This window comes from Candidatus Limnocylindrales bacterium, assembly GCA_035571835.1.
Lineage (GTDB): Bacteria > Desulfobacterota > Binatia > UBA1149 > CAITLU01 > DATNBU01.
The window spans coordinates 152,994-179,173 of record DATNBU010000029.1; the positions used below are offsets into that span (position 1 = coordinate 152,994).

22 protein-coding genes are annotated in these 26,180 nt (G+C 65.4%); 1 reads left to right on the plus strand and 21 read right to left on the minus strand.

Annotated elements, in window-relative coordinates; translation table 11 throughout:
- Positions 1 to 240: 240 nt before the first annotated feature.
- The 17 genes from purF to rimP form a co-directional block, all read right to left on the minus strand.
- Entirely contained in the window at positions 241 to 1,773 is a 1,533-nt protein-coding gene (purF, locus tag VN634_13090) for an amidophosphoribosyltransferase (GenBank protein HXC51816.1), read from the minus strand.
- A gap of 1 nt (position 1,774) precedes the next feature.
- Positions 1,775 to 4,075 carry a phosphoribosylformylglycinamidine synthase subunit PurL gene (gene purL / locus VN634_13095; GenBank protein ID HXC51817.1) on the minus strand — a complete coding sequence of 767 codons (2,301 nt, stop codon included), beginning with the start codon at positions 4,073 to 4,075 and terminating at the stop codon, positions 1,775 to 1,777.
- On the minus strand, positions 4,039 to 4,728 hold the full coding sequence (purQ, locus tag VN634_13100) for a phosphoribosylformylglycinamidine synthase subunit PurQ (protein HXC51818.1): 690 nt from the start codon (positions 4,726 to 4,728) through the stop codon (positions 4,039 to 4,041). The genes purL and purQ overlap by 37 nt, the downstream gene beginning before the upstream one ends.
- Complete coding sequence (gene purS / locus VN634_13105) at positions 4,725 to 4,982, minus strand: phosphoribosylformylglycinamidine synthase subunit PurS (GenBank protein HXC51819.1); 258 nt, start codon at positions 4,980 to 4,982, stop codon at positions 4,725 to 4,727. Before purS ends, purQ begins: the two co-directional genes overlap by 4 nt.
- Entirely contained in the window at positions 4,979 to 5,695 is a 717-nt protein-coding gene (purC, locus tag VN634_13110) for a phosphoribosylaminoimidazolesuccinocarboxamide synthase (protein ID HXC51820.1), read from the minus strand. Before purC ends, purS begins: the two co-directional genes overlap by 4 nt.
- A complete protein-coding gene (gene purB / locus VN634_13115) occupies positions 5,692 to 6,984 on the minus strand; it encodes an adenylosuccinate lyase (GenBank protein ID HXC51821.1) in 1,293 nt (430 codons plus the stop codon). Before purB ends, purC begins: the two co-directional genes overlap by 4 nt.
- A gap of 204 nt (positions 6,985 to 7,188) precedes the next feature.
- Positions 7,189 to 7,617 carry a dUTP diphosphatase gene (gene dut, locus VN634_13120; protein ID HXC51822.1) on the minus strand — a complete coding sequence of 143 codons (429 nt, stop codon included), beginning with the start codon at positions 7,615 to 7,617 and terminating at the stop codon, positions 7,189 to 7,191.
- A gap of 34 nt (positions 7,618 to 7,651) precedes the next feature.
- Positions 7,652 to 8,914 carry a pitrilysin family protein gene (locus tag VN634_13125; protein HXC51823.1) on the minus strand — a complete coding sequence of 421 codons (1,263 nt, stop codon included), beginning with the start codon at positions 8,912 to 8,914 and terminating at the stop codon, positions 7,652 to 7,654.
- An 82-nt stretch (positions 8,915 to 8,996) separates the two neighbouring features.
- Entirely contained in the window at positions 8,997 to 11,105 is a 2,109-nt protein-coding gene (gene pnp / locus VN634_13130) for a polyribonucleotide nucleotidyltransferase (GenBank protein HXC51824.1), read from the minus strand.
- Positions 11,106 to 11,171: 66 nt separating this feature from the next.
- A complete protein-coding gene (rpsO, locus tag VN634_13135; protein ID HXC51825.1) occupies positions 11,172 to 11,450 on the minus strand; it encodes a 30S ribosomal protein S15 in 279 nt (92 codons plus the stop codon).
- Complete coding sequence (gene truB / locus VN634_13140; GenBank protein ID HXC51826.1) at positions 11,447 to 12,457, minus strand: tRNA pseudouridine(55) synthase TruB; 1,011 nt, start codon at positions 12,455 to 12,457, stop codon at positions 11,447 to 11,449. The genes rpsO and truB overlap by 4 nt, the downstream gene beginning before the upstream one ends.
- A complete protein-coding gene (gene rbfA, locus VN634_13145) occupies positions 12,457 to 12,867 on the minus strand; it encodes a 30S ribosome-binding factor RbfA (GenBank protein HXC51827.1) in 411 nt (136 codons plus the stop codon). The genes truB and rbfA overlap by 1 nt, the downstream gene beginning before the upstream one ends.
- Before the next feature lie 10 nt (positions 12,868 to 12,877).
- Positions 12,878 to 13,165, minus strand: a complete 288-nt coding sequence (locus VN634_13150) for a DUF503 domain-containing protein (protein ID HXC51828.1) — start codon at positions 13,163 to 13,165, stop codon at positions 12,878 to 12,880.
- 43 nt (positions 13,166 to 13,208) lie between these two features.
- Positions 13,209 to 15,911 (minus strand): translation initiation factor IF-2, encoded by a 2,703-nt coding sequence (infB, locus tag VN634_13155; protein HXC51829.1) that lies wholly within the window; start codon positions 15,909 to 15,911, stop codon positions 13,209 to 13,211.
- Between the two features lie 35 nt (positions 15,912 to 15,946).
- On the minus strand, positions 15,947 to 16,273 hold the full coding sequence (locus VN634_13160; GenBank protein HXC51830.1) for a YlxR family protein: 327 nt from the start codon (positions 16,271 to 16,273) through the stop codon (positions 15,947 to 15,949).
- A gap of 5 nt (positions 16,274 to 16,278) precedes the next feature.
- The gene (gene nusA / locus VN634_13165; protein HXC51831.1) at positions 16,279 to 17,688 is read right to left on the minus strand and encodes a transcription termination factor NusA; all 1,410 of its coding nucleotides are present in this window, start codon (positions 17,686 to 17,688) and stop codon (positions 16,279 to 16,281) included.
- A gap of 15 nt (positions 17,689 to 17,703) precedes the next feature.
- Positions 17,704 to 18,246: a ribosome maturation factor RimP gene (rimP, locus tag VN634_13170; protein HXC51832.1), complete on the minus strand. Its 543-nt coding sequence runs from the start codon at positions 18,244 to 18,246 to the stop codon at positions 17,704 to 17,706.
- Between the two features lie 725 nt (positions 18,247 to 18,971).
- Here rimP and VN634_13175 point away from each other — a divergent pair.
- Positions 18,972 to 21,251, plus strand: coding sequence for an ELWxxDGT repeat protein (locus tag VN634_13175; GenBank protein HXC51833.1), 2,280 nt, complete (start codon positions 18,972 to 18,974; stop codon positions 21,249 to 21,251).
- Between the two features lie 58 nt (positions 21,252 to 21,309).
- On the opposite strand, the gene greA is transcribed toward VN634_13175, so the two are convergent.
- The 4 genes from greA to VN634_13195 form a co-directional block, all read right to left on the minus strand.
- Entirely contained in the window at positions 21,310 to 21,792 is a 483-nt protein-coding gene (gene greA / locus VN634_13180) for a transcription elongation factor GreA (protein HXC51834.1), read from the minus strand.
- Positions 21,793 to 21,825: 33 nt separating this feature from the next.
- Positions 21,826 to 22,260, minus strand: coding sequence for a GatB/YqeY domain-containing protein (locus VN634_13185; GenBank protein ID HXC51835.1), 435 nt, complete (start codon positions 22,258 to 22,260; stop codon positions 21,826 to 21,828).
- A gap of 63 nt (positions 22,261 to 22,323) precedes the next feature.
- Positions 22,324 to 24,951, minus strand: a complete 2,628-nt coding sequence (locus tag VN634_13190) for a 1-acyl-sn-glycerol-3-phosphate acyltransferase (GenBank protein HXC51836.1) — start codon at positions 24,949 to 24,951, stop codon at positions 22,324 to 22,326.
- A complete protein-coding gene (locus VN634_13195) occupies positions 24,948 to 26,117 on the minus strand; it encodes a sugar phosphate nucleotidyltransferase (GenBank protein ID HXC51837.1) in 1,170 nt (389 codons plus the stop codon). Before VN634_13195 ends, VN634_13190 begins: the two co-directional genes overlap by 4 nt.
- Between the last annotated feature and the right edge of the window lie 63 nt (positions 26,118 to 26,180).

Genomic DNA, 26,180 nt, shown 5'->3' on the forward strand with positions numbered 1-26,180 from the left:
CAGACCGGACAACGTGGGACATCCGGCGTGCTTTCCGCGATGAGAGCTTCGCATCTACGAAGCCGGCCGTCGAGAAGGGTCCAGATGCGAGGCGGAGCCCGCGAGAGCGAGCGAGGCGTACTTCCCGTACGTTGAGCGAGCGAAGCGGCGACAACGAAGCAGATGGGCCCTTATCGGCGGTCGGCCCATCTACGAGAGTCAGAGTGACGACGGCCGAAGTCGAGCGTCAACGTGAAACGCTTATCGCCCCGCGACCGGCGACATTTCCATCGCGTGGAACAGCCGCATCTGGCGCGCTTCCTGGTCGTGGTTCACCTGGACCGGATAGCTTCTCGTGAAGCACGCATCGCAGAAGCCCTTCGAGCTGCGCTCCTCGGGATCGAGAAACGAATACAACCCCTCGTGCGAAAGGTAGGCAAGGCTGTCCGCCTGGATGTACTGGCGGATCGCCTCGATATCGAGGTTGTTCGCGATCAGCTCACCGTGCGTTGGTGTGTCCACTCCGAAATAGCATGGGCTGATCGTCGGCGGCGCGCTGATGCGCATGTGGACTTCCTTGGCGCCGGCGCCGCGGATCATGCGCACGATCTTGCGGCTCGTGGTCCCGCGCACGATCGAATCGTCGATCACGATCACGCGCTTGCCCTCGAGCACGTCGCGCTGCGCGTTGAGCTTCACCTTGACGCCGAAGTTGCGGATCGAATCTTTCGGCTCGATGAACGTGCGCCCGACGTAGTGGTTGCGGATGAGCCCCATCTCGAACGGAAGACCCGACTGGTCGGCGAATCCGAGCGCGGCCGGCACGCCCGAGTCCGGCACCGGGATCACGATGTCGGCCTCCACCATCGATTCGCGCGCGAGCTGGCGGCCCATCTCCTTGCGGATCGCATAGACGTTGCGACCGAAAATCCGCGAATCGGGCCGCGCGAAATACACGTACTCGAAGATGCATGCATTGGTCGAGACGTGGTGGAACGGCTTGATCGACTTCATCTCGTCGCCGCGAAGATGGACGACTTCGCCGGGCTCGATCTCGCGAACGTACTCGGCCTCGACGAGGTCCAGCGCACAGGTCTCGGACGCGACGACCCATGCGCCGTTCGGAAATTTTCCGAGCACGAGCGGCCGGAAGCCGTGCGGATCGCGCGCGGCGATCAGCTCGTCCTCGGTCAGGAACAGTACGCAGTACGCGCCTTCGACCTGCCCGAGCGCGTCGATCACGCGATCGACGAGCGCGCCGCGCTTGGAGCCGGCGACAAGGTGCACGAGCACCTCGGTGTCGGACGTCGACTGGAAGATCGAGCCGTTTTCTTCGAGACGACGGCGGGTTTCCAGCGCGTTGACGAAGTTGCCGTTGTGGCACACCGCGAGGCTTCCGAGCGAGAACTCGGCGACGAGTGGCTGCGTGTTGCGAAGCAGCGTCTCGCCAGCGGTCGAATAGCGGTTGTGTCCGATGGCCGAGCTGCCGACGAGGCGGCGGATGACGTTTTCGTGAAAGACGTCGGCCACCAGGCCGAGCCCGCGGTGGCTGATCAGCGCTTTACCGTTGCTCGAGACGATGCCGGAGCCTTCCTGTCCCCGGTGCTGCATCGCGTAGAGGCCGAGATAGGCAAGGTTGGCCGCCTCCTCGTGCCCGTAGATGCCGACGACCGCGCATTCTTCGCGGAAGCGGTCGTCACGCGGCTCACCGCCCGACTCGGCATATGCGCGCGCCTCGGAGTCGTCCTGCTCGGCGGCTCGCAACGACGGTTCTGTGTAGCGGCCACCGGACATGTCAGCCTCCCGCCGACGCTCGCGCCGGCTCCGGCGCATCGGCGTGCGAGATTGCGGGAAGGGTTTCTTCCCAGCGTGAGCGAAGTGTCTCGAGTCGTGCTTCCACCAGCATCCTGTCGGCCTTGAGATCCCGGATCCGGATCGTGTCGCCGCCCGTCGTACCGAGGCGAACGGTGCTGACGCGGTTCGCGCGTGCCCGGCTCTCGACTTCGGTCACCCTCCCGGCAGGGACTGCAACGAGAATGCGGGTTCCGCTCTCACCAAACAGGGCGACGTCGGCGCGTCCGGAAAACTCCAAAGATATAAGGCTTCCGACCCCGGATGCGAGGCACATTTCGGAAATTGCGATTGCGAGACCGCCGTCAGCGACGTCGTGGGCGCTCGTGACCACGCCGGCGGCGATCAGGCCGGCACACAGCTCGCCGAGCCGTCGCTCGGCGGCAAGATCGACCGCAGGCGGCCGGTCGCCGGTCTTTCCATGGCGAAACGCCAAGTATTCCGAGCCTTCGAGCACCGGTTCGCCGGAGCCGAGCAGCAGGATCTCCGCTTCGCCGTCGGGAAACGCGATCGACGCGGTGCGCCTGGCATCGGCAATGAGGCCGACCATCGCGACGGTCGGCGTCGGAGGAATCGAGGCCCCCTGCGTGTCGTTGTAGAAGCTGACGTTGCCCGAGATCACCGGGATCTCGTACGCGTGGCACGCGTCGGCCATCCCGTCGATCGCGCGCGAGAACTGCCACATGACGTGGGGTTTTTCGGGACTCCCGAAGTTGAGGCAGTCGCTGAGCGCAAGCGGACGCGCACCGGTCACGTACAGGTTGCGCGCCGCTTCGGCGACGGCGTGCTGCGTGCCGACGTACGGATCGAGCGACACATAGCGCGAGTTGCAGTCGCACGTGAGCGCCAGCGCGCCGCCGGTTTCGCGAACGCGCACCACGCCGGCGTCGCCGCCCGGATGGACGATCGTGTTCGCGCCGACGTACGAATCGTACTGCTCGTAGACCCAGCGCCGGCTCGACAGATTCGGCGATGCCAGCATCTCGGCAAGCTCGGCACCGAGATCGGAAGGCTCGGGAATCTCTTCGAGCTTCAGCGCCGGCAGCTTCGCCGACGGCGCCGCCATCGGACGATCGTACTTCGGCGCAGCGTCGGTCAGGGCCGCCGCCGGAATCGAGACCAGCATCTTTCCGTGAAACGCCGCTTCGAAGCGTCCGGTCTCGGTGATCGTACCGGCGACGACGCAATCGAGTCCCCACTTCGTGAAGATCTTCGTGACGCGTTCTTCCGCGCCTTTGTGGACGACGAGCAGCATGCGCTCCTGCGACTCGGAGAGCAGCATCTCGTACGGCGTCAGGTCGGCCTCGCGAAGCGGAATGCGGTCGAGGTCGAGACGGATCCCGACCTCGCCGCGCGAGGCCATTTCCACTGACGAGCTCGTCAGGCCGGCCGCACCCATGTCCTGAATCGCGACGACGTCGTCGCCTTCGAGCACTTCGAGGCACGCTTCGATCAAAAGGCTTTCGGTGAACGGATCGCCGACCTGCACGGTCGGCCGCATCTGTTCGGACTCTTCCTTGAACTCGCTCGATGCGAGCAGGCTCGCGCCGTGGATCCCGTCGCGTCCGGTCTTGGAGCCCACATAGAGCACGGGATTTCCGGTGCCGCTCGCCACCGCACGGAAGATCCGGTCCGCGCGCACGATGCCGAGCGTGAACGCATTGACGAGGATGTTGCCGTTGTAGCCGGCATCGAAGCTCACCTCGCCGCCGACGGTGGCGACGCCGACCGAGTTTCCATAGCCGCCGATGCCGGCAACGACTCCGCGCAAAAGAAACGGCGTCTTCTCGTGATCGGGAGAGCCGAAGCGAAGCGAGTTCATGTTCGCGACCGGCCGCGCGCCCATCGTGAACACGTCGCGCAGGATGCCGCCGACGCCGGTTGCCGCGCCCTGGTACGGCTCGATGTATGACGGATGATTGTGGCTCTCGATCTTGAACACCGCGGCCATGCCGCCGCCGATGTCTACCGCACCCGCGTTCTCGCCGGGTCCCTGCAGCACGGCTTTTCCCGACTGCGGAAGCCGGCGGAGATGCATGCGCGAGCTCTTGTAGCTGCAGTGCTCGGACCACATGACCGAGAACACGCCGAGCTCCTCGAACGTCGGCACGCGGCCGAGATGGCCGAGAATGTCGCGGTACTCGTCGGGCGAAAGGCCATGCTCGATGGCCAGCGACTCGTCCACCTGGCGCATCGCCGGCGCTGCCGTCACGCTTGCCTCCGCAGTTTCGTCTTGGTCAGCCATGCGTGCACCGATCGGAACAGCACGACGGCATCGTCCGAGCCGAGAAGTGGATCGACGGCATGCTCCGGATGCGGCATCAGGCCGACGACATTACCGGCTTCGTTGGAAACGCCGGCGATGTCGCAGAGCGAACCGTTGGGCGCGCCATCGGCGTAGCGGAACACGATGCGGCCTTCGCGTTCGAGGCGCTCGAGCTCGCCTTCACTGGCCACGAAACAGCCTTCGCCGTGCTTGACCGGGATCGACAGGACCTCGCCCTTCTCACACGCCGCGGTAAATGCCGTGTCCGTCGACTCGACGCGGACGCCGACGTTCTGGCAGATGAAGCGCAGCGACCGGTTGCGCACGAGCGCACCCGGCAGGAGTCCGGCCTCGCAGAGGATCTGAAAGCCGTTGCAGATGCCGAACACCGGACCGCCGCTCTTCGCATGCTCGGCTACGGCGCGCATGACCGGCGAGAATCGCGCCATCGCGCCGCAGCGCAGATAATCTCCGTACGAGAATCCTCCGGGAAGGATGATCGCGTCGACGCCTTTGGTGTCGGCGTCGCCATGCCACAGCATCGCAACGTCGTCGCCGATGACCGAGCCGACGGCATAAGCGGCGTCGCGCTCGTCACAGGAGCCTGGAAAAGCGACGACGCCCCACTTCACGATGCAGCCTTCTCCACTTCGAACCGGTAGTCCTCGATGATGTCGTTGGCGAGAAGCCGCCGGCACATCTCATCGACGCGCGCCGAAACTGCCGCCTTGCTTTTGCCGTCGAGGCGAAGCTCGATCAGTTTTCCGAGCCGCGCATCGGCAACCTCGGCGTAACCGAGCGAATGCAGTGACGATGCGACGGCTTTCCCCTGCGGATCGAGGATCGCCTTCTTCGGCATCACGAAGGCGCGGGCGACAAACGTCATACGGCGGTCCGCCGGTCGATTTCCAGATAGGCTTCGGACACTTCGCCGAGATCCTGGCGGAAGCGATCCTTGTCGAGCTTCTTGCGCGTGGCCGCGTCCCAGAAACGGCACGTGTCCGGACAGATCTCGTCGCCGAGCAGCACGCGTCCGTCAGCCGTGCGGCCGAACTCGAGCTTGAAGTCGACGAGCAGGATTCCGCGCTCGGCGAAGAACGGCCGGAGCAGCGCATTGACGGCCAGCGTCTGCCGCCGGATCTCGGCGAGCTCGGCTTCGGTTGCCCAGCCGAACGCGATCGCGTGGTCGTCGTTGATCAGCGGGTCGCCGAGCTCATCGGACTTGTAGCAGAACTCGATGATCGGCTTCTTGAGCTCCTCGCCTTCCGGACGGTCGAGCCGCTTCTTGCAGCTTCCGGTGATGATGTTTCGCAGGATCGTCTCGACCGGAATGATCTGCAGCCGCTCGACGAGCATCTCGCGGTCGGAAAGAGTCGCGACGTAGTGGTTGTCGATGCCGAGGCCTTTGAGCAGCGTGAACAGTCGCGCGGAGATGCGCTGGTTCAGCATGCCCTTCGACTCGATCGTGCCTTTCTTCTGCGCGTTGAACGCGGTCGCGTCGTCCTTGAAGTAGAAGATCAGCTTGGTCGGGTCGGTCGTCGCGTAGATCTTCTTGGCCTTGCCTTCGGCAATCATCTCGGTCTTTTCGGGTGCACTCATGACGGATCCTCCTGCAGTCCTCTGTCGATAATGCCCGCCACGTGGGCGAGCGCATGACGCACGTCGAACGAATCTTCGATCTCGCCGCGGCTGAGGTGCGCGGAGATGTCGGGATCTTCCGCAACCATCGCCCGGAAGTCACCTTCGGCCAGTGCGCAACGCTGCACCCAGCCGTACGCAACCTCGCGCGCGAGCCCCTTGTCGACCAGCGACAGCAACAGCCGTTCGGATGCAAGGCGCCCGCCGGTCAGGTCGAGATTCCGCTTCATGTTCGCGGGCCGCACTTCGAGGCCGCTTACGATCCCGGTCATGCGCGCCAGCATGAAGTCGAGCGCGATCGTCGAGTCGGGCGCGATCACGCGCTCGGCTGACGAGTGGCTGATGTCGCGCTCGTGCCACAGCGCGATGTTCTCGAGCGCCACCATCGCATTCGCACGCACCACGCGCGCCAGGCCGCAAAGGTTCTCGGACAGGATCGGATTGCGCTTGTGCGGCATCGCCGACGAGCCTTTCTGTCCCTTGCCGAACGGCTCGAGCGCTTCGAGCAGCTCGGTGCGCTGGAGGTGACGGATCTCGGTTGCAAACCGTTCGATGCCGCCGGCGACGACCGCGAGCGTCGCGAAGAACGCGGCGTGGCGGTCGCGCGGCACGACCTGGGTTGCGACCGGTTCCGGCGCGAGGCCGAGTTCGGACAGCACCTCCGCCTCGATGTCGGGGCCGTTGACGCCGTAGCTGCCGACCGCGCCCGAGAGCTTCCCGAACGCAATCTCGCGTGCGGCCTGCTCGAGCCGTGCCTGCGACCTCGTGAGCTCGGCGAACCAGCCGGCGAGCTTGAGGCCGAAAGTAATCGGCTGGGCATGGATCCCGTGGCTGCGCCCGACCATCACTGTCTCGCGATGAGCGTCGACCTGCTTGCGGACGGCAGCCTTGAGGCCCTCCAGCGTTTTCAGAAGAATTTTCGAGGCTTCGACGAGCTGGAGCGCGAACGCGGTATCGACGACGTCCGACGACGTCATGCCGAAATGCAGGAAGCGCCCCGCATCGCCGACCGTCTCGGCAACGGCGGTCACGAATGCGATGACGTCGTGATGAACGACCGCTTCGATCTCGGCGATGCGGTCGGCATTCACCTTTGCTTTGGCGCGGATCTCGGCGACGGCCTCGGATGGAATGGCCCCACGGCGTGCGAGCGCCGCGCACACGGCAACCTCGATCTCGAGCATGAGCTCGTAGCGGCGCTGGTCGCTCCAGAGCGCTCCCATCTCGGCACGCGTGTATCTCGGTATCATTCAGGCCTGCCTGTCATTTCCGCGCCCACCCGACAGGCCAGCGGGCCTGTGGACAGAAAAAAGGAGAGCTCAGACCGGTCGATCAGCGGGGCGGAAACCCGCGATTTATCAGAATTGGGGATTCGGGAAAGCGGCGGCGGCGAATGTGTGCCCAAAACCGGCCGGATCGTGCGTTCCGCGACCCGCAGCCGGTTAAAGTTTCGCTCAGGATGTATGACCGAACCCACCGTGTCCGCGTGCGGTATCGTCGAGCATCTCCACTTCCTCGATCTCGCAATCGGCAACCGGACAGATGACGAGCTGCGCGATGCGCTGTCCCGGCTCGATGCGAACAGGATCGGTCGAAAGGTTGATCAGGATGACCGAAACCTCGCCGCGGTAGTCGGGATCGATGGTCCCCGGAGCGTTCGGAATGCTGAGGCCCTGGCGCAGCGCAAGCCCGCTGCGCGGGCGCACCTGGCCTTCGTAACCACGCGGAATCGCGATCGCGAATCCGCAAGGTACGGCAAGGCGCGCGCCCGGAGCGATGACGATGGCCGACCCGATCGCAGCCGGCAGATCCATGCCGACGGCGCCGTCGGTCATGCGGCGCGGAAGCTCGACGGCAATGTTGCCGACGCGCCGCACTTGCACTCGAAGTGGTTCGCCGGCGCCGGGCACCACGAGCTCAGGAAGCCGGAAGCGCCATCGCGTCGGCTTCGAGGTCGCCGAGCAGCACGGCGGCGGCGCGCTCGAAGTCGAACATCTCGCGCGCGAGCGAGATCATGTCGTCGTTGGTCACGGCTTCGATCGCCGAGGTGATCTCTTCGAGCTCGATCGGACGATCGTAGTACAGAATGTTGCGGCCGATGCGCGACATGCGGCTGTCGGTGGTTTCGAGCGAAAGCGGAATGCTTCCGATGAGCTGCGTCTTGACGCGCTCGAGCTCGCCGGCTCCGAGCCCCTCGCGCACCATCGAGCGCATCTCCTCGAAAATGAGCTCGTTGACCTCGGCCACGGCGTCGCGGCCGCACGCGGCATAAACGCCGGTGTAGCCGATGTCGCGGTACGGGGCCTGGAACGCGTAGACGGTGTACGCTTTGCCGCGCTCCTCGCGAACGCGCTGGAACAGGCGCGAGCTCATGCCGCCGCCGAGCGCGGCAATCAGCACTTCGCCGGCTTCGCGGCGCGGGTCGAGCATCGAAAGACCGGGCATCCCGATCGTAAGGTGCGCCTGCTCGATCTCGCGGCGAACCAGATAAAGGCCCGGACGGATGTCGGGCCGATCCTGGCTGCGCTCGAGCTCTGCGGCGGGCTCGAGCGCCCCGTAGATCTGCCGGCATCGCGCTACCAGCTCGTCGTGGTCCACCGGGCCGGCGGCCGAGATGATCAGCCGGTTCGGCTTCCGGAAATCACGAAGGAACCCGAGGATGTCGTCGCGATTGATCCGCTCGACGCTCGCGATCGAGCCGGCAACCGGCCATCCGAGCCGGTGTCCCGGCCAGTAGCATTCGAGAAGATGATCGTGCGAGTACTCTTCCGGATCGTCCTCGACGTCGAGGATCTCCTGGATGATGACTTCGCGCTCGAGCTCGAGGTCTTCGTTGCGCGGCTCGGCGTGCAGCACGAGGTCGGACAGCACGTCGAGCGCGGTCATCGCCTCGCCGGCAAGGACGCGTGCGTGGTAGCACGTACATTCCTTGTCGGTGAAGGCATCGATGGAGCCGCCCCGACGCTCGATCTCCTCGGCGATCTGCCGCGCCGAGCGGCGCGGCGTGCCCTTGAAGAGCAGGTGCTCGACGAAGTGCGCGACGCCGACGATCCGTTCGTCCTCGAAGCTCGCGCTCGTGTCGGCCCAGACCCCGATCGAAACCGATGGAACGTCTCGCACCGTCTCGGTAACGACGCGCACGCCGTTCTCGAGACGTGTCGAGCGCAGCAGTGGGTTCAAGCGCTCTCTCCCATTGTTCGCTCGCTCAAGCGCTGTCCCTTTCGACGTTCGCTCAAGCGCTCTCGGCCCATCTCACGTTCGCTCAAGCGCTCTCTCTTTCGGCAGCGCCGCCCTGTTCGCGGCGGGCTTCCTTGAGGCTCAGGCGGATCTTGCCCTGGCGATCGACCTCGAGAACCTTGACCGGGATCTTGTCGCCTTCCTTCAGGAACTCGCGCACGCTCTCGACGCGCTTGTCGTCGATCTGCGAGATGTGCAGGAGGCCGTCGGTGCCCGGGAGGATCTCGACGAACGCTCCGAAGTCCGCAATGCGGCGCACGGTTCCGTTGTAGATGCGGCCAACCTCGGGGCTCGCGCAGATGCCCTGGATGATGTCGAGCGCCTGGCGCATCGCGACGCCGTCGGACGAAGCCACCAGCACGGTGCCGTCGTCGGACACGTCGATCTTGCAGCCGGTCTGCTCGACGATCCCGCGGATGACCTTTCCACCCGGTCCGATGAGGTCGCGGATCTTGTCGGGGTGAATGCGGACGGTCTCGATGCGCGGCGCGTGCTGCGACATCTCGCCGCGCGGCGCGGCCAGGCCCTTCTCCATCTCCGACAGCACGTGCAGGCGGGCGGTGCGCGCCTTGTAGAGCGCGTCGCGCATGACCTCGCGCGGAATGCCGGCGATCTTGATGTCCATCTGGACGGCGGTCACGCCGGTCTTGGTCCCGGCAACCTTGAAGTCCATGTCGCCGAGGTGATCCTCGTCGCCGAGGATGTCGGTCAGCACGCTGAACTTGCCGTCTTCGGCGATCAGGCCCATCGCGACGCCCGCGACCGCAGCCTTGATCGGAACTCCGGCGTCCATCAGCGACAGCGACGCGCCGCAGACGGTCGCCATCGACGATGAACCGTTCGACTCGGTGATCTCCGAGACGACGCGCATCGTGTACGGGAAGTCTTCGAGCGCCGGCAGCACCGGCAGAATCGCCCGTTCGGCGAGCGCGCCGTGGCCGATTTCGCGGCGGCCGGCCGAGCGCAGCATCTTCACCTCGCCGACGCTGTACGGCGGGAAGTTGTAGTGCAGCATGAAGCGCTTCTTGACGTCGCCGAGCAGCGCATCGATGCGCTGCGCATCGGCGGAGGTGCCGAGCGTCGCGACGACGATCGCCTGCGTCTCGCCGCGCGTGAACAGCGCGCTGCCGTGCGTGCGCGGCAGAATGCCGGTCTCGACCGCGATCGGCCGGACCACGTCGAGCGTACGGCCGTCGACGCGCTTGCCCTTGGCCACGATGTCGCCGCGGACGATGTCTTCCTTGACCCGTGAGTAGGCGCGCGAGACTTCGCTGCCGAAGGCCGCGAGGTCGTCTGGCACCGCAGCCTTGAACTCCGCCTTGGCGACGTTCAGGTTCGCGTAGCGCTCGAGCTTGTCGGTAAACGAGTACGCCTTGCGCAGCGGCGCTTCGGCGAGCTCGCGGACGCGCCGCAGCACGTCGTCCGAGATCGTCGGTGCGACGAACTCGCGCTTGGTCTTTCCGGCCAGGCTGCGCAGCTCGTCCTGCATCTTGCAGATCGGGATGATCGCGTCGGCTCCGAAGTAGAGCGCTTCGAGCAGCTCGTCTTCCGGAATCTGCACGCCGCCGCCTTCGACCATGACGATGCTGTCGCTCTTGGCGGCGATCAGGATGTTGATGTCGCTCGTCTCGAGATCGTCGAGCGACGGATTGACGATCAGCTTGCCGCCGACGCGCCCGACGCGCACGGCGCCGACCGGTCCGTCGAACGGGACGTCCGAGATGTGAAACGCCGCCGATGCGCCGATCAGGCTGATGGCGTCCGGCGCACCGGCGCGGTCGGCCGACAGCACCGTCGCGATCAGCTGCGTCTCATACATGTATCCTTCGGGGAACAGCGGACGGATCGGCCGATCGATGCAGCGGCAGATCAGGATCTCGTCCGCGCCCTGGCGACCTTCACGCTTGAAAAATCCGCCCGGGATCTTGCCGGCCGCGAACGCCTTTTCCTGGTACTCGACCGTGAGCGGGAAAAAATCCTGGCCTTCGCGCATCGAATGCGCGGAGACCGCGGTGACGAGAACGACCGTGTCGTTGTAAGTGACGACGACGGCGCCGTCGGCTTGCTTGGCGATTCGGCCGGTTTCGAGCGAAAGCCTGCGGCCTCCGACTTCGAGGGCTACTTCATGCCTCATGGGTAATCTTCTCCTAACCTTCCAGATTGTGGTTGGAGAAGAGGTGTATGGACGGGGCGATTCGGCCTATTTGCGGATACCCAGACGTTCGAGCAGCGACGCGTAGACCGCGTGATCCGTTCTCTTGATGTAATCAAGAAGCCGGCGGCGCTGGCTCACCATCTTGAGCAACCCACGGCGCGAGTGATGATCCTTGGTGTGGATCTTGAAATGCTCAGTGAGGTGCGCGATGCGCTTGCTCAAAAGAGCGATCTGCACTTCGGGCGAGCCAGAGTCACTGTCATGCCTTTGGTAGGCAGACACGATCTCTTTCTTCGCTTGGTTTTCTTCGGGACTTGCTGTCACGACGATTCGCTTCGTTCCTTTTCCTCTTCTTCCGTTTGCGAGACAGCGGGAGGTAACATGGACGTCTCGTGAGGGCAAGGCGCGCCACCCTCCGGCGCACGGGCGAAAACCCGCTCGAGAATCCACAGCGGTCCCTGACTGGCCGCGACCGCGACCAGCTCGCTTCCCGCAAGAATCCGCAGTTTTTCCCCGTCCTGCCCCGGTGCGATCCGCAGGAGCGGGCCCTGGCGCCCGAGACGAAGCTCCTCGGCCCCTGCCCGGCCGACCTCGACCGCTCGCATGTGCGGCAGCGCGTCGGACATCGATATGACGGCCCCGGCGCCCCGCACGCTGCCGCCGGCCTGCTCGAGCTCGGCAAGCGGCACCGCCTCTTCGATACGCAAGTGCGCGACGCGTGTGCGGCGCAGCGATTCCAGGATGGCGCCGCAGCCGAGCATCTCGCCGAGGTCGCGCGCAAGGCTGCGAACGTAGAAGCCCTTCGAACAGTCGATGACGACCGATACCCGGTTCGCGCTTTCGCGGCGCAGCTCGCAGCGATCGACGCGCACCGGCCTCGGCTCGAGCACCGGAGCTTCACCGCGGCGCGCGAGCTCGTACATCGGCCGTCCGCCGAGCTTGATCGCAGAGAACGCGGGCGGCGTCTGCAGCTTCGCTTCGCGCAGCTGCTGCGCGAGGCCGGACAGCAATGCATCGTCGATCGGCGGGACGGGATCGGTGCCGATGACCATTCCCGTGCGATCGAACGTGTCGGTGCGAAGGCCGAGCCGGATCACGCCTTCGTAAGTCTTGTCGGCGTCGGTCAGGTACGCGGCGAGCTTGGTGCCTTCTCCGAGGCCGAGCGGAAGAAGCCCGGTCGCAAACGGATCGAGCGTTCCGGTGTGGCCGGCCTTGACGCCGTCGAAGACGCGGCGCACGCGCGCGACCACGGCCGCCGAGCTGATGCCGGCCGGCTTGTCGACGAGCAGGAGTCCGTTCGGACCTGCGACGTTGCGGCTTCGTTTCGACATCAGGAGTCTTCCTCCGTGTCGAGTTCGGATTCGCGCGGATCGTCCGAAGGCTCGCCGGCGGCCGCGTGCCCTTCGCCTTCGCGCAGCAGCTTGTCGATTCGCTCGGCCGTGCGCAGCGATTCATCGAATTCGAAGTGCAGCGACGGCGCGTAGCGAAGCGCGAGGCGATGCGAGACTTCGCGGCGCAGGTAGCCCGACGCCGCCTTGAGTCCTTCGCGAGCGGCAGCAATCGCCGCGTCGTCACCGAACACCGAATAGAACACTCGCACGTTGCGGAGGTCGTCGCTCGCGGTGGCCGACGTGAACGTGATGCCGGCCAGCCGCGGATCGCCGACCCCGGAGCTCGCCGCCGCAGCCAGTGCCTGAACGACCTGGCGACCGACGCGCTCTGCTCTTCTTCCTGCGGCCATGATGAATTGGTCAGTAGTTGCTGAACTCGTACGTTTCGCGGCCCGGCTCGGCGAGACCGAGCGATTCGATGAACTCGGAGACCTCCCGCAGGCAGCGGTCCACGTGGTCGCGCTCGTTGCCGATCTGAGCGACGCCGAGCACGATCGTCTGCCACGTGTCCTGCTCGTCGACCTCGGCCACCGACACGTTGAACTTCGCCTGCACGCGCGCCTTGATCGACCGCAGCACGGCGCGCTTGCCCTTGAGCGAATGGTTCTCGGGCAGATACAGCGTCAGCCGCAGGATTCCGACGACCACGTGCGTCCAGGAAGGGTTACGAGAAACCGCCTGCGGCGGCGGCTCAGGCCCTGGCCGTTTCGAGCTTCGGTGACGCGAGCGTGCGCTTGATCTCGTCGACGCGGTAACACTCGATCAGGTCGCCGACCTTGACGTCGTTGAACCGCTCGAGCCCGATGCCGCACTCGTAGCCGGCCTGCACTTCGCGCGCATCGTCCTTGAACCGGCGCAGGCTTCCGAGCCGGCCCGTGTAGACGACGCGACCGTCGCGCACGATGCGGCACTGGTGCGCACGCGTGATCGTACCGTCGATGACGTAGCAGCCCGCGATCGTTCCACCGGGAACCGTGAACGTGTTGCGCACTTCCGCGCGGCCTTCGTAGACTTCCTTCTGCTCGGGAGCGAGCAGGCCTTCGAGCGCAGACTTCACCTCATCGATGAGCTCGTAGATGACCGTGTGCGTACGCAGATCGACGCCTTCGCGCTCGGCCAGCTGGCGCGCCTTTCCTTCGGGGCGCACGTGGAAGCCGACGATGATCGCGTTCGACGCCATTGCGAGCTGCACGTCGGACTCGTTGATGGCTCCGACGCCGCCGTGGATCACACGCAGGGTCACTTCGTCGTTGGAGAGCTTTTCGAGCGCATTGCGGATCGCTTCGACCGAGCCGTCCACATCGGCCTTGATCACGATGCTGAGCTCGAGATTTTCCACCGTACCGGCCAGACGCTTCTGGAGGTCTTCGAGAGACATGCGCGTGGTCGTCGACATCGACGACTTGCGCGTGGTCTCGCGGCGGAATTCGGCGACCTGAGCCGCCTTGGACGGATCCTCGACGACCACGAATGGATCGCCGGCCGAAGGCACGCCGTCCAGACCGATGATCTCGACCGGCGTCGAAGGGCCCGCGATCTTGACCGGATGTCCCGCGTGGTCGTTCATCGCGCGTACGCGACCGACGATCTCACCGCAGACGAAATGGTCGCCGTGCTTGAGCTCGCCCTTCTGCACGAGAACGGTCGCAACCGGTCCGCGGCCGCGATCGAGCCGCGACTCGACGACGGTGCCGACCGCGCGCGCATCGATCGGCGCCCGCAGGTCGAGGATTTCGGCCTGAAGCGAAATCGCCTCGAGCAGCTCGTCGATGCCGGTGCGCTTGAGCGCCGAAACCTCGAGGAACTGCGTCTGGCCGCCCCACTCTTCGGGCTGGACGCCGTACTCGGTCAGCTGCTGCTTGATGCGGTCGCTGTTGGCGTCGGGCTTGTCGATCTTGTTGACGGCCACGATGATCGGCACGTCGGCAGCCTTCGCATGATTTACCGCTTCGATCGTCTGCGGCATCACGCCGTCGTCGGCCGCAACCACCAGCACCACGAGATCGGTAATTCCCGCTCCGCGCGAACGCATCGCGGTGAATGCGGCGTGACCCGGCGTATCGAGGAAACAGATCGGTCCGATCTTGGACTGGACCATGTACGCGCCGATGTGCTGCGTAATGCCGCCGGACTCGCCGGCGACGACGTTGGTCTGGCGGATCGCGTCGAGCAGCGACGTCTTGCCGTGGTCGACGTGTCCCATGACGGTGACCACGGGAGGCCGCGGCTCGCCCTCGTTCTCTTCTTCCCCGGTCGTGCCGAGGTCGAGAAGCTCGTCGACGTTCATCGCGGTGTTCTCGAGCGTATAGCCGAACTCTTCGGCCACCAGCGTCGCGGTGTCGATGTCGAGCACGTCGTTGACGGTCTTCATTGCGCCGAGGCGCATCAGCGTGCCGAGCACTTCGCCGACCTTGACGCCCATCGTGCGGGCGAGCTCGGCGGCCGTCGTGCTCTCGTTGACGCGCACCACGCGCTTGCTCGCCTTGGGAACCGTAAGCTCGGTCTTTCGAAGCTTCTGGCCCGGCGAAGCCTTCTTCTTGCGCGGGCGAACCTGGTGCGCGCGCTCGAGTGCGTCGAAGAGGTCTTCCTTGCGGACGACCTTGCGCTTTTTCTTGCGGCTACGGTCGGCGTCGGCGGCTTCGCCTTCCTTTGCGGGCTTGTCGGCTGTTCCCGGCGCTGCGGGTGCAGCGGCGGTCTTGGCCGGCACCGGCTTGCGCGTAAGGTCGATGCGTCCGAGCACGCGCGGTCCGGTGCGCTTTGCCGCGACTTCCGGTGTGCCGTCGGCGACGGCAGGAGCAGGTACGACTTCTTCGCGCTTGAGCAGCACGTCGCTGTACGCGTCGGTGATCCGCTGGGCCTCGTCCGCCGAGACCTTGTCGGAGAATTCCTCCTCGTCCTCGCTTGCCGGAGCCGGCTCGACCACTTCCTGCGCAGGGCGCGCGGTCGCCGGCTTGGCGGCAGCCTTTCGTGCTTCGATGGCCGCGGATTCGCTCTCGATGGCTTCGGGCGGCGGTGTCGCCGTAACCGCCTCGACCGGCGGCGGAAGCGGAGCTTCGGGTTCCGGCAGATCGGCGGCGAGATCCGCGCCGTCGGTGAACGCTGCCGACGAGATCGTGCCGAGCGGCCCGGTGACCGCGGCGTAACCGAACGGGCTCGGGTCGAAGAGCGCGAGGGTTTCCGGATCCACGTCGACCATCGTCGATACGCGCCGGTCGCCGATCGACAGCGACGATGCTGCAGGAGCGGCCGGAGGCGGTCCGTCCTCGACGCGCTTGCGAACGCGGCGAATCACCACCGACGGTGCGGCGACGGTCTTTGCTGCTGCAGCGCCTTTGGCTGCCGGTGCCGCCGCGCGTGCGGTGGCCTTTCCTGTCCCGATTCGAGTCTCTGCCATACGTTCGTCTATTCCGTGCCTTCGTTCGTTGTTCGTCAGAGAACGGTTCTCGTATCTTTGAGCGCGTCCGGTGCATGTTGCGGCGTCATTCGGCTGCGCGCCGCCAGCGACTCGACAAGTTCGAGCCGCATCTGTTTCGAAACGGCCAGGCGAAGCGACTTGCCGAGGCCTTTGCTGCGGACCAGCCCGGAGACGCAGCCTTCGCGATCGTGGACGTATGCGCTGCGTCCGGTCGGCACTTCGGCCGCCGGTACGATGGACGCACCATCGCGAAGCCGCAGCCGGATCATCGACGCCTGCGCGTCGCGTGATCCGCAGCCGACGCAGGTTCGCGTCGGGCCGTGTAGCGCTCGTCCCTTCATTCCGGTTACGCCTCGGCGACCTCGGTCGGCTCGGCAGGCGCCGCAGCGACATCCGCCGCGCCCGCTTCGCTTTCTGCGCTCGCGGCTTCGGCTGCGGCTGCCGCCGCTCGGCTGAGCACGGCTTCGGCGGCCTCGGAAACCGCGCTCGTGATCCGGTGCACGATCTTTTCGCGGCGCTCGAGGCGGTCGGCGATGCGCGCGGCTTCGATCAGCGGCATCGCCTCTTCGGCCGAGCACTCGAGAACCTCGGCGATCTCCTCGGGCTTGCTGCCGGCGAGCTCGCCAGCTGACTTGTACCCGTCGGCGAGCAGCAGCTCGGCGCGCAGGTCGCTCAGGCCTTCGACCCGCCGCAGCGACAGGCGCGACTCGCGCTGCCAGCGCTCGTACTCGCTGTCGCTGTGCACGTCGAGCTTCCAGCGCGTGAGCTTGCCGGCCAGGCGCACGTTCTGGCCCTTGCGACCGATCGCGAGCGAGAGCTGGTCGTCGGGAACGATCACTTCCATCGAGTGATCCGCCTCGTCGATGACGATGCGCGAGACCTTCGCGGGCGACAGCGCACGGCAGACGAACTCGGTTTCGTCCGGCGTCCACGGAACGATGTCGATGCGTTCGCCGCGAAGCTCCTGCACGACGGCCTGAACGCGGCTGCCGCGCATGCCGACGCATGCGCCGACCGGATCGACGTCGCTGTCGTTGGAGACCACCGCGATCTTCGCGCGGCCGCCGGGCTCGCGCACGACGTCCTTGATCTCGACGATGCCTTCGTAGACTTCGGGAACTTCCTGCTCGAACAGCTTGCTGACGAGCGCCGGATTGGTGCGCGACAGCACGATCTGCGGCCCGCGTGCGTTCTCGTCGACGCGCAGCACGAGCGCCCGGATGCGGTCGCCCTGGCGGTAGCGCTCGCGCGGAATCTGTTCGCGCTCCGGCAGGATCGCGTCCACGTTCGGACGAAGCTGCACGATGAGGTTGCGCTTCTCGAAACGCATCACGACACCCGACTGGATCGTGCCTTCGTGCTGCTTGTATTCGCTGTAGATCATCGCGCGCTCGTGCTCGCGGACCTTCTGGACGATGTTCTGCTTGGCCGCCTGCGCCGCGATGCGCGAGTCGGGCGGATCGAGCTTGGTCAGGAGCTCGTCGCCGATCTGGCATTCGGGATCGAACTGGGCGCGCGCCGCAGCGAGGTCGATCTCGGTTGCGGGATTTTCGATTTCACCGACGACCGTCTGGATCTTGAACAGCTCGATCTCGCCGGTGATCGTGTCGAACTTCGCTTCGACGTTGATGTCGGCGCCGTGGGTCTTCTTGGCGGCCGACTTCATGGCCTCTTCGATCGTCTCGATGACAAGGGCACGGTCGATGCCCTTTTCCTTGCTGACCTGATCGATGACCCGGAGAAACTCTGATTGCATCTTCTTCTTCCTGCCTCAGCGCCGCTTCTTGTTTGCGGGGCTGCGTCCGGTTTTCGCCGACGGCCCCTTGCTTGCGGGACGCCCGGCGCGCGCGGGCTTCTGTTCGAACTCGAACTCGAGGTTCGCTTTTTCGATCTCGCTCCAGCCGACCCGGACTTCCTCGCCGCCATCCACGGCGACGCGAATCCCGTCGTCGCCGACTTCTTCCAGCCGGCCGAGCCACGTGCGCCTATCGGCGCCGCCTGGCCGTGCCCGAACCCTGACCTTGCGTCCGAGCACCCGGCGAAAGTGCTCGATCTTCTTGAGCAGCCGGTTCACGCCCGGCGAGGAAACCTCGAGCATGTAACGGCCGCCCAGGACTTCGTGGGCTTCCAGTCCATCACCGAGGCGGTGGCTGACGGCCTGACAGTCCTCGACACTGACCTTGCGATCCTCGTCTGGGCTATCGAGAAGCACCCGGACGAGCGAACCAGCAACCTCGACGTCGAGAACCTCGAGACCCCGCTCGGCAGCGATCGGCTCCGCGATCGCCAGGATCCTGGAGACGTCTCTGTCCATAGGTCTCCGGAGCACAAACAAAAAGAGGCGGGCGATGGGCCCACCTCCGCTCCTGCCCCTGACTCCGCGGCGGTGTACCACGGCCTTTGCTTGATCGCAAGGTTGCGGTCCTTCGGCTTCGTCGGGACGGTGGCGTTGGTCGCCTGGTTGGTGGGCCGGCCGCCGATAAGGGCCGATCTGCTTCGTCTGTCGCCGCGACGCTCGGTCAGAGTACGGGAGCGAGCCGCGAAACATTGAGCGGCGAGCGCTTCCCTCGCTTACGCGGACTCCGCCTCGCATCTCGACCCTTCTCGGCGGTCGGCTCCGTTTTGAATCGCTCCCGGTCCTTCGATCAAGGCCAGGCGGTCACCTCGTACTTCGTGTCTCACAGTGACCTGTAGGCGCTCGCGCTTCGCGCATTGCTTGCGTAGGCGTTGGTGCGGCTCACTCCTCAAAATTTCGCGCGGACGGTGATTATCTCGGCTTGGCGGGTTCAGACGTCGCCGGTCGCCGTCGAGGTGATCCCCGGGTCCGGAGCCGCCGGAGCACGGACTCATCGGATTGACTATGTGCTGACCGGGCCAGTATGAATCACGCTCACACGCCGGATCGCCGAAGATCTGCGCCGGGGGTCGCTTATGAGCTGCGGCAATTGCATCAAAGGACGCCGCGCTTCGCGGCGACGCGCGCTCCAGATCCGTACGATCGCAATCGCGTTAGCCGCAATTGCATCGGCGTTGTGCGCGATGCCCGCCGGCGCGCAGACAGCCACGCGTCTGGCAGACATCGAGCCGGGCAGTGGCGGCTCCTATCCGTTCAACCTGACGAGATCCGGAAGCTTCGTTTATTTCAGCGCCAGCGATTCTGTCGAGGGCCGGCGCCTGTGGAAGACCGACGGGACGCCAGCAGGGACGGTGCCGCTTTACGACCCGCGGCCGATTCCGAACGACAATCACAACGCACAGGTGAACGCCCTCGTCGACGTGGACGGGACCCTGTTCTTCTCACCGTACGATGGCAGCACGCCGTCTACGTTGTGGAAGACGGACGGCACCGTGGCCGGCACCGTGCACGTCTCCGATGTTGCCCCGGGAATATTGGCCGACAGCACGGCAACCGCCGGCATCTCGTGGAACGGGGAACTGTACTTCATCCACTATGATCCGGCTTACGGCCACCAGTTGTGGAGGAGCGACGGTACCGAGGCCGGAACGGTCAAAATCAAGGACCTGTCTTCCGCCAGGCCGACGAACCTTAGTGTTCTGGCCGGCCGGCTGTATTTCATCATGAGTTCCAGCGAGCTCTGGACGAGCGACGGCACCGAGGCGGGGACCTACAAGGTGATGAATCTGGTGACGGTCAACCCGGGCGCCACATGTCCGCCGCCACCGTTCGTTTTTTATCCGGAGTACTGGTGCCTGCAGTACCCGACGGTCTACCACTTGCTCGCGGAGGCCGGAGGCCTCGTCTATGTGGCCGCCCTCGAAAACGTAGGGACCACGTTCCGGGTTGCGCTCTGGACGACCGATGGCACCGTCGCCGGTTCGCACCGCGTTCGCGAAGCTTCCACGCACGTTTTCGACATGGTCGCCTATGACGACACGCTGTACCTGACCGTCGAAGATCCGGCGACGGGCGCGGAGCTGTGGACGAGCGACGGAACAGCGGCCGGCACCGTGCTGGTCGATGACATCGTGCCCGGCAGCGGCTCGAGCTGGCCTCACCACTTCTTCGTCGTCAACGGAACGCTATGGTTCGTCACGTCGACGAGTGCGCCGTTCGAGCTGTGGACGAGCGACGGAACTCAAGGCGGTAGCGAGCCCGTCGGTGCGATGTTCTCGGACGTCTCCGGGCAGACGGCGGTCGGCAGCAAGCTCAGCTTCGACGCGAACGACGCCTGCGGCGATTACGAGCTGTGGATCAGCGACGGCGCGTCGAGCGGGATCCGGCGGCCGCGACAATTCGTGAGTTATAATTTCACGGCCGTCACTCCGGATGGAAAACTGCTCTACGTCGGTGACAACGGGGGCGGCGTCGAAATCTGGAGCTACGACGGCGGGACGCCGCCGCCCGATTCGTGCGGCGACGGGATCGTCGATTCCGGCGAAGGCTGCGACCTTGGCGACGGCAACGGCCAGTCCAGCAGTTGCTGCCAATGCACCTGCACGCTGTCGGACGCAGGTACCGAATGCGCCGCGTCGACGGGCGGCTGTGACCTGCCCGAAGTCTGCGACGGCACGAGCGCCGTTTGTCCCGCGCCCGTCGCAAGCGCCTGCGGCAACGGCATTCTTGAATCGGGGGAACAGTGCGACGAAGGGACGGCGAATGGCGAAGAGGCCAGCTGCTGCGGCTGCGACTGCACTGCGTTCGACAGCGCCACACTGTGCCGCGCGTCGAGTCACGCTTCGAGCCCGACCTGCGATCCGCCGGAGTATTGCACGGGCACGACGGGCGGCTGCCCCGCGGATGTTTACGAGGATGACGGCGACTTCGATGGCGTGTGCGATTCGACCGATCCGTGCGTTCGCTTCGACAGCGGTTGGCGTCGCGCCAAGCTCAGCCTCGACAACGTGCAATCGCGCGGAAAGCTGACCGTGGAGATGAGCGTTCCCGAGCCTCCTGCAATTGACCCGCCCGCAAACGGCGTGCGCCTTTTGATCGAGAACGAGGACCACAGCGAGTCGATCGTCGACGTTACGATCCCGCCAGGTGGATATGATCCCGCAAGCAACACGGGCTGGAAGCCCTCGCCTACCGGCACCTCATGGACCTACGTCAACCACGAGGGCTACGACGGCATCACACGCTTTACCGTCAAGATGCGCGACAAGGCCTGGAACATGGTCGTAAAGATTTCCATGAGCGGCCGCAGCTTCGAGGATTCCGGCATGACGGTGCCACACCCGCTGAACGTGACGCTCGTGATCGATTCACCCAGCTCCACGTCCGGACAGTGCGCGTGGATCCACTACCTTGACTACCAGTGCGAGGCCGACCAGACGGAACAGATCGTACGTTGCGAATGACGGAACGCACTCGCTGCCAACCGCCGGCAATCTGTTCAAGGCTCGATCGGGCTGAACATCATTCCGTAAGCCCGCGATCGTGGATCGTCTTCACCGCGAGGATTTCGTAGCTCTTGCGTGCATTGGGGAGCTGGATCTTGACCTCGTCTCCGACCGTGCGCTTCAGCAGCGCCTGCCCGACCGGCGACGTCAGCGAGATCTTGCCGGCGGCCATGTCGACCTCTTCCGGAAAAACCATTTCGTACGTGATGGTCTCCCCGGTCTCGAGGTCTTCGAGCTCGACGAGGCTGCCGTAGCCGATCGCGTCGCGCGAGATCGACGAGATCGTGTACATCGACAGCTCCTTGATGCGCGCCTCGAGGTTGCCGACGCGGGCGCTGACCATGCCCTGCTTTTCCTTGGCAGCGTGGTACTCGGCGTTCTCCTTGAGATCGCCGTGCGCGCGCGCCTCCTCGATGATTTTCGGGAGCTCGATGTTGAGCTCGCGGCGAAGCACGGCGAGCTCGTTCTGAAGTCGTTCGACGATCTTGAGTTTCTGCATGGTGTCTGGGTTCCTGACGTATGGATCGAAAGATCAGCCGGCGAGGATCGACTTGGCAAGCTCGCTTGCGGCCTTGCCATCGTAGCGGCCGGCGTATTTTTCGCCGAGTGATTTCATGATCGGGCCGAGGTTTGTCGCACCCGTTTCGGCGACGATGGCGCGGATGGCGTCGCGCAGCTCCTGTTCGCTGAGCGACTGCGGAAGCAGGCCTTCGAGAACACGGAGAAGCTCCTCGTGCTCGGTCACCTGTTCGGCGCGGCCGGCCTGGCGCGCAAAGTCGAGCGTCTCTTTGCACTGCTTGACCTCGCGCTGGATGAGCGTCGCGATGTCGCGCTCCGACAGCTCGGTGCGAACCTCGATCATGCGGTTCTTGACCAGCGACAGAACGGCCCGAAGCGCGCGCATGCGCACGGCGTCCTTGGCTCGCATCGCGGTGGTCAACTGATCGCGTAGATCCTTTTCGGTCATTGCCTGTTCCTTTTTTTCGGTGTCCGGTCGCCATTGCTCGCTGGCGTCCCGGAGGCGGCTCGGTCAGAAGCGCGACCCGGCCGCATGAATGCGCAAACTTTCTTCGAGCGCGATCACGAAAGGCTCGAGCGCCGGCCACTCGGCGCCGCGGACGATCCATTTTTCGCGGCCCCCGCGGCCGCGTCCTTCCGAGCGCACGAAGCCCATCTCGATGAATCGGCTGAGCGCATTGCGCAGCGTCACGTCGCCGGCGCCTTCGGACTTGGTGACCTCACCGAGAAGAAGACAGGTCTTGTAGTACTTGCGCACCTCTTCGAGAAGCGCCTTCTCCGAAAGGCCGTCGGTACCGAGGCGGTGCAGGCACGTCAGCGCCTGCACGTAATAGGCCTCGCGGAAGTTCTGCAGCACGTTCATCAGCGCGGCCGACAGCGGATGCGCGGCATCGAGCACTCCGTCCCGGTATGCGCCGACCTCCTCGAGGTACGTAAGGAATCGATCCACCTGGGCGGCAAACGTGCTTCGCGACGGCAGCGGAAACTCGTATCGGAAAAGGTCGAGCCACGACCAGATGCGCTCGACGAGCTGCGACAGCGGTACGCCTTCGCGCAGGCACGTCACGGCGAGTGACGGGACCAGGAACGCGTGGATCAGATTGTTCTTGTAGAAGTCGAGCGCCATGCGCCGGCCCTGCTGCACGACCAGGACTTCTTCGCGGCCGCGCGGAAGCACTTCGATCAGCCGGTTGGCGCTCAGGAAGCCCATGCTCTCGCGGAACGTGCCGGCATTGCGCGACAGCGACGACGTCGGCCGGATACCGAGGAAAACGATCAGCCGGTAGAGCTCGTCGGCGCGCTCGCGAAAATCGCGATAGCGGAAGCCCCAGTGCGTCGCGCCGAGCAGCACGGTCGCCGACACCGACGTCGCGCCCGCAACGGCGACGCCGTTGACCTCGCGCAGGATGCGGAAGCCCAGCCGCTGGATGAAGCGGCGTTTCTCTTCCTCGACTTCCGGATCTCCGGCCTTTTCGCCGAAACGCTGCTTGCGGTCGCCGAGCTCGTCGCTGAGCGAGATCGGCTCGGCGAACGATACGTAGACCGAGCCGTACTTCTGCTTGAGGAAACGTCTCGCCCGCATCAGGCCCGACATGCTCTCGGGCTCTTTCTCGGCGCCGGCGAGCTCGGCCTGGTACGCCTCTTCCTCGACGATGCGTCCGTAGTGGATCGAGACCGGCACCAGGTAGAGGTCGCGCCGCATGCCGGTCGAGTACGCATTGACGATCGCGGCCAGCATGCCGAGCTTCGGCGTCATGATCTTGCCGGTGCGGCTGCGCCCGCCTTCGATGAAGAACTCCTGCGTGTAGCCTTCGCGGATCAGGAACTGCAGGTAGACGCTGAAGACGTGTTTGTAGACTTCGTCGTCGCCGAAGCTGCGGCGAATGAAGTACGCGCCGCTCGCCCGCAGGATCGGGCCCATCAGGCCGAAGCCCATGTTCACGCCGGCGGCGATGTGCGGAGGGCTGACGAAGTTCAGGTGAAACAGATACGAAAGGATCAGGTAGTCGAGATGGCTGCGGTGGCACGGCACCATCACGATCGGATGGTGCTTGGCCTTCTCGATGACAGTTTCGAACCCGATCGTCTCGAGGCCCTGGAACATCCGGTGCCAGATCTTGATGAACGTCCACGAGACCACCGAGAAGATCGCGCTGTTATACTCGGCCGCCATCTCGTCGAAGATCGACTCGGCGCGTTTTCGAACCTTCGCTTCGGCGACGCCGTGCTCGGCGGCGTAGCTCGCGATGAACGTGCGCGTCGCTTCGGCGCCGAACAGGATCGATTTGATCTTGCGCCGCGACATGATGGCCGGCCCCATGACCACCCTCTCCTCCCTGTACAGGAAGATCTGGATGGCGCGGGTCAGGCGCTTGACGAGGCGGTCCTCGCTGTCTCTCGGATAACGCTCCGCGAACTCGCGAAGGCCAACTTCGGTGCCGACGGTCAGGAACAAATCGCGGCGGAAAACCCAGTACGTGATGAGCTTGCGGAACTCGCTCATCACTTCGTGCGCGTTGTAGACGACGGCGGCAAGTCCCGTGTCGCGGCGACGGAAACTGTGGCCGCGAAACGGTGCGAGCGGCACGATGAAGATCTCGCGGCTGTCGCGCAGCGGCAGGATGTGGCGCAGATACTCTCCGCCGGCGCGCGCGGCCGCTTCATGCTCGGCAGCGGTTGCCCCGCCCTCGCGCGGTCCGCGCATGAAGACCATCACCGGACGTCCGGACGCGACCGCGGCGGCGCAGCTCTCCTGGTCGAGCACTGCTTCGGCTTCTTCCTTGCCGCCGCGTGACGAGCGCATGTTGCGGAACATCTCGCGCAGCGGAGCCAGCGCCCACGGCATCACGCCGTTCGCGAAGACCGGCAGCGGGAGATCCTCGCGCCGCAGGATGAAGTTGATCATGAAGTAATCGACGAACGAGTGATGGCGCAGCACGTAGACGATGGTGCCGAGCTCGGACAGCGCGCGGATCTTCTCGACCAGCCGTTCGTTGACGACGGCGCGGCCGAACAGCCGGCGGCCGACGAACTCGGCGATGCGGTTCATGCGCCGGCGCATCGCCGACGGATGCGGTTCGAAGGGAGGCGGAGTATCGAGCGGCGTCAGGACCGCCGCAGTGGAAGCACTGGTGCTCATCGCAGATTTCCGAGTCCTGCCTTTTCCAGAAGACCGGAGACCATTTTCACGTCCTGGCATCGCTTGCGGTCGCAGACCAGCAGCGCGTCGCCGGCGTCGACCACCACGATCCCATCCACACCAAGAAGCACGACCGGCTTGCCACGGGTAGCGACGAGGTTGCCGCTGGCCTCGATGGCGAGCATCGGATCGCGCGAGCTGTTGCCGTTCCGGTCGGCCGGCCAGAGCGCGGAGACCGCATCCCAGCTGCCGATGTCCGACCAGGGGAACGACGCCGGCAGCATCGCGACGCGGTCACTCTTTTCGAGCACGCCGTAGTCGATCGAGATTGCCGGAAGTCCGCCATACGCCCGCTCGACGGCGGCGGCAGGAACGACGCCGCGCCGCCGGTGCTTGTTCATCCTGTCGAGACCGGCCGCGAGCGCCGGCAAGTGCCGGGCGATCTCCTCGGCGATGACATCGGCCCGCCAGACGAAGATGCCGGCATTCCAGAAGTACTTTCCACTGGCAACGTAACGCCGCGCGGTTGCAGGGTTCGGCTTCTCGACAAAGGCAGCGACCTCGCATGCCGTCGAGCCCCGCTCGAGCGCGCGGCCGGCCTTGATGTAGCCGTATCCGGTCTCGGGCGTTCCCGGCGCGACCCCGAACGTGACGAGGCATCGACGCCGGTCGGCAAGAGCATAAGCGGCCTCGAGATCACGCAGGAACGCCTTCCGGTCGCCGACCAGGTGATCGGCCGAAAACACGGCCGTGACGGCGTCGGCGCATCTCGAAAGGATTTCGGACGTGGCCCATCCGATGCAGGCCGCCGTATTGCGTCCCACCGGCTCCGCAAGAACCTGTCCCGCATCGATGCCGGAGAGCTCGGCGAGCACCTGCCTCCGATGCTTGAGGCCGACGACGATGAGGATGTTGCGCTTCGGGACGAACCCTTCGAGGCGCCCGACGGTTTCCGCGAGCATCGAGCGATCGGTCGTCAGCTGGAGAAGCTGCTTCGGGCGGGCTTCACGGCTCCACGGCCAGAAGCGGGTTCCGCTTCCGCCCGCCATGATGACGGCGAAGCGCCGTGACTGCTCCACCACACGTTCACGCTTCGCGCTCGCCAGCACGCGTCCGCGCTGCGCGGCCTTGGTGGCCGCCGCCGATCCTTCGCTGCGAATGGTCACGGAGCCTCGATCCTCGACGTCCACCGGCCGAAAAGCAAGCCTGCCGGCGCTTTGCCTCGCTCC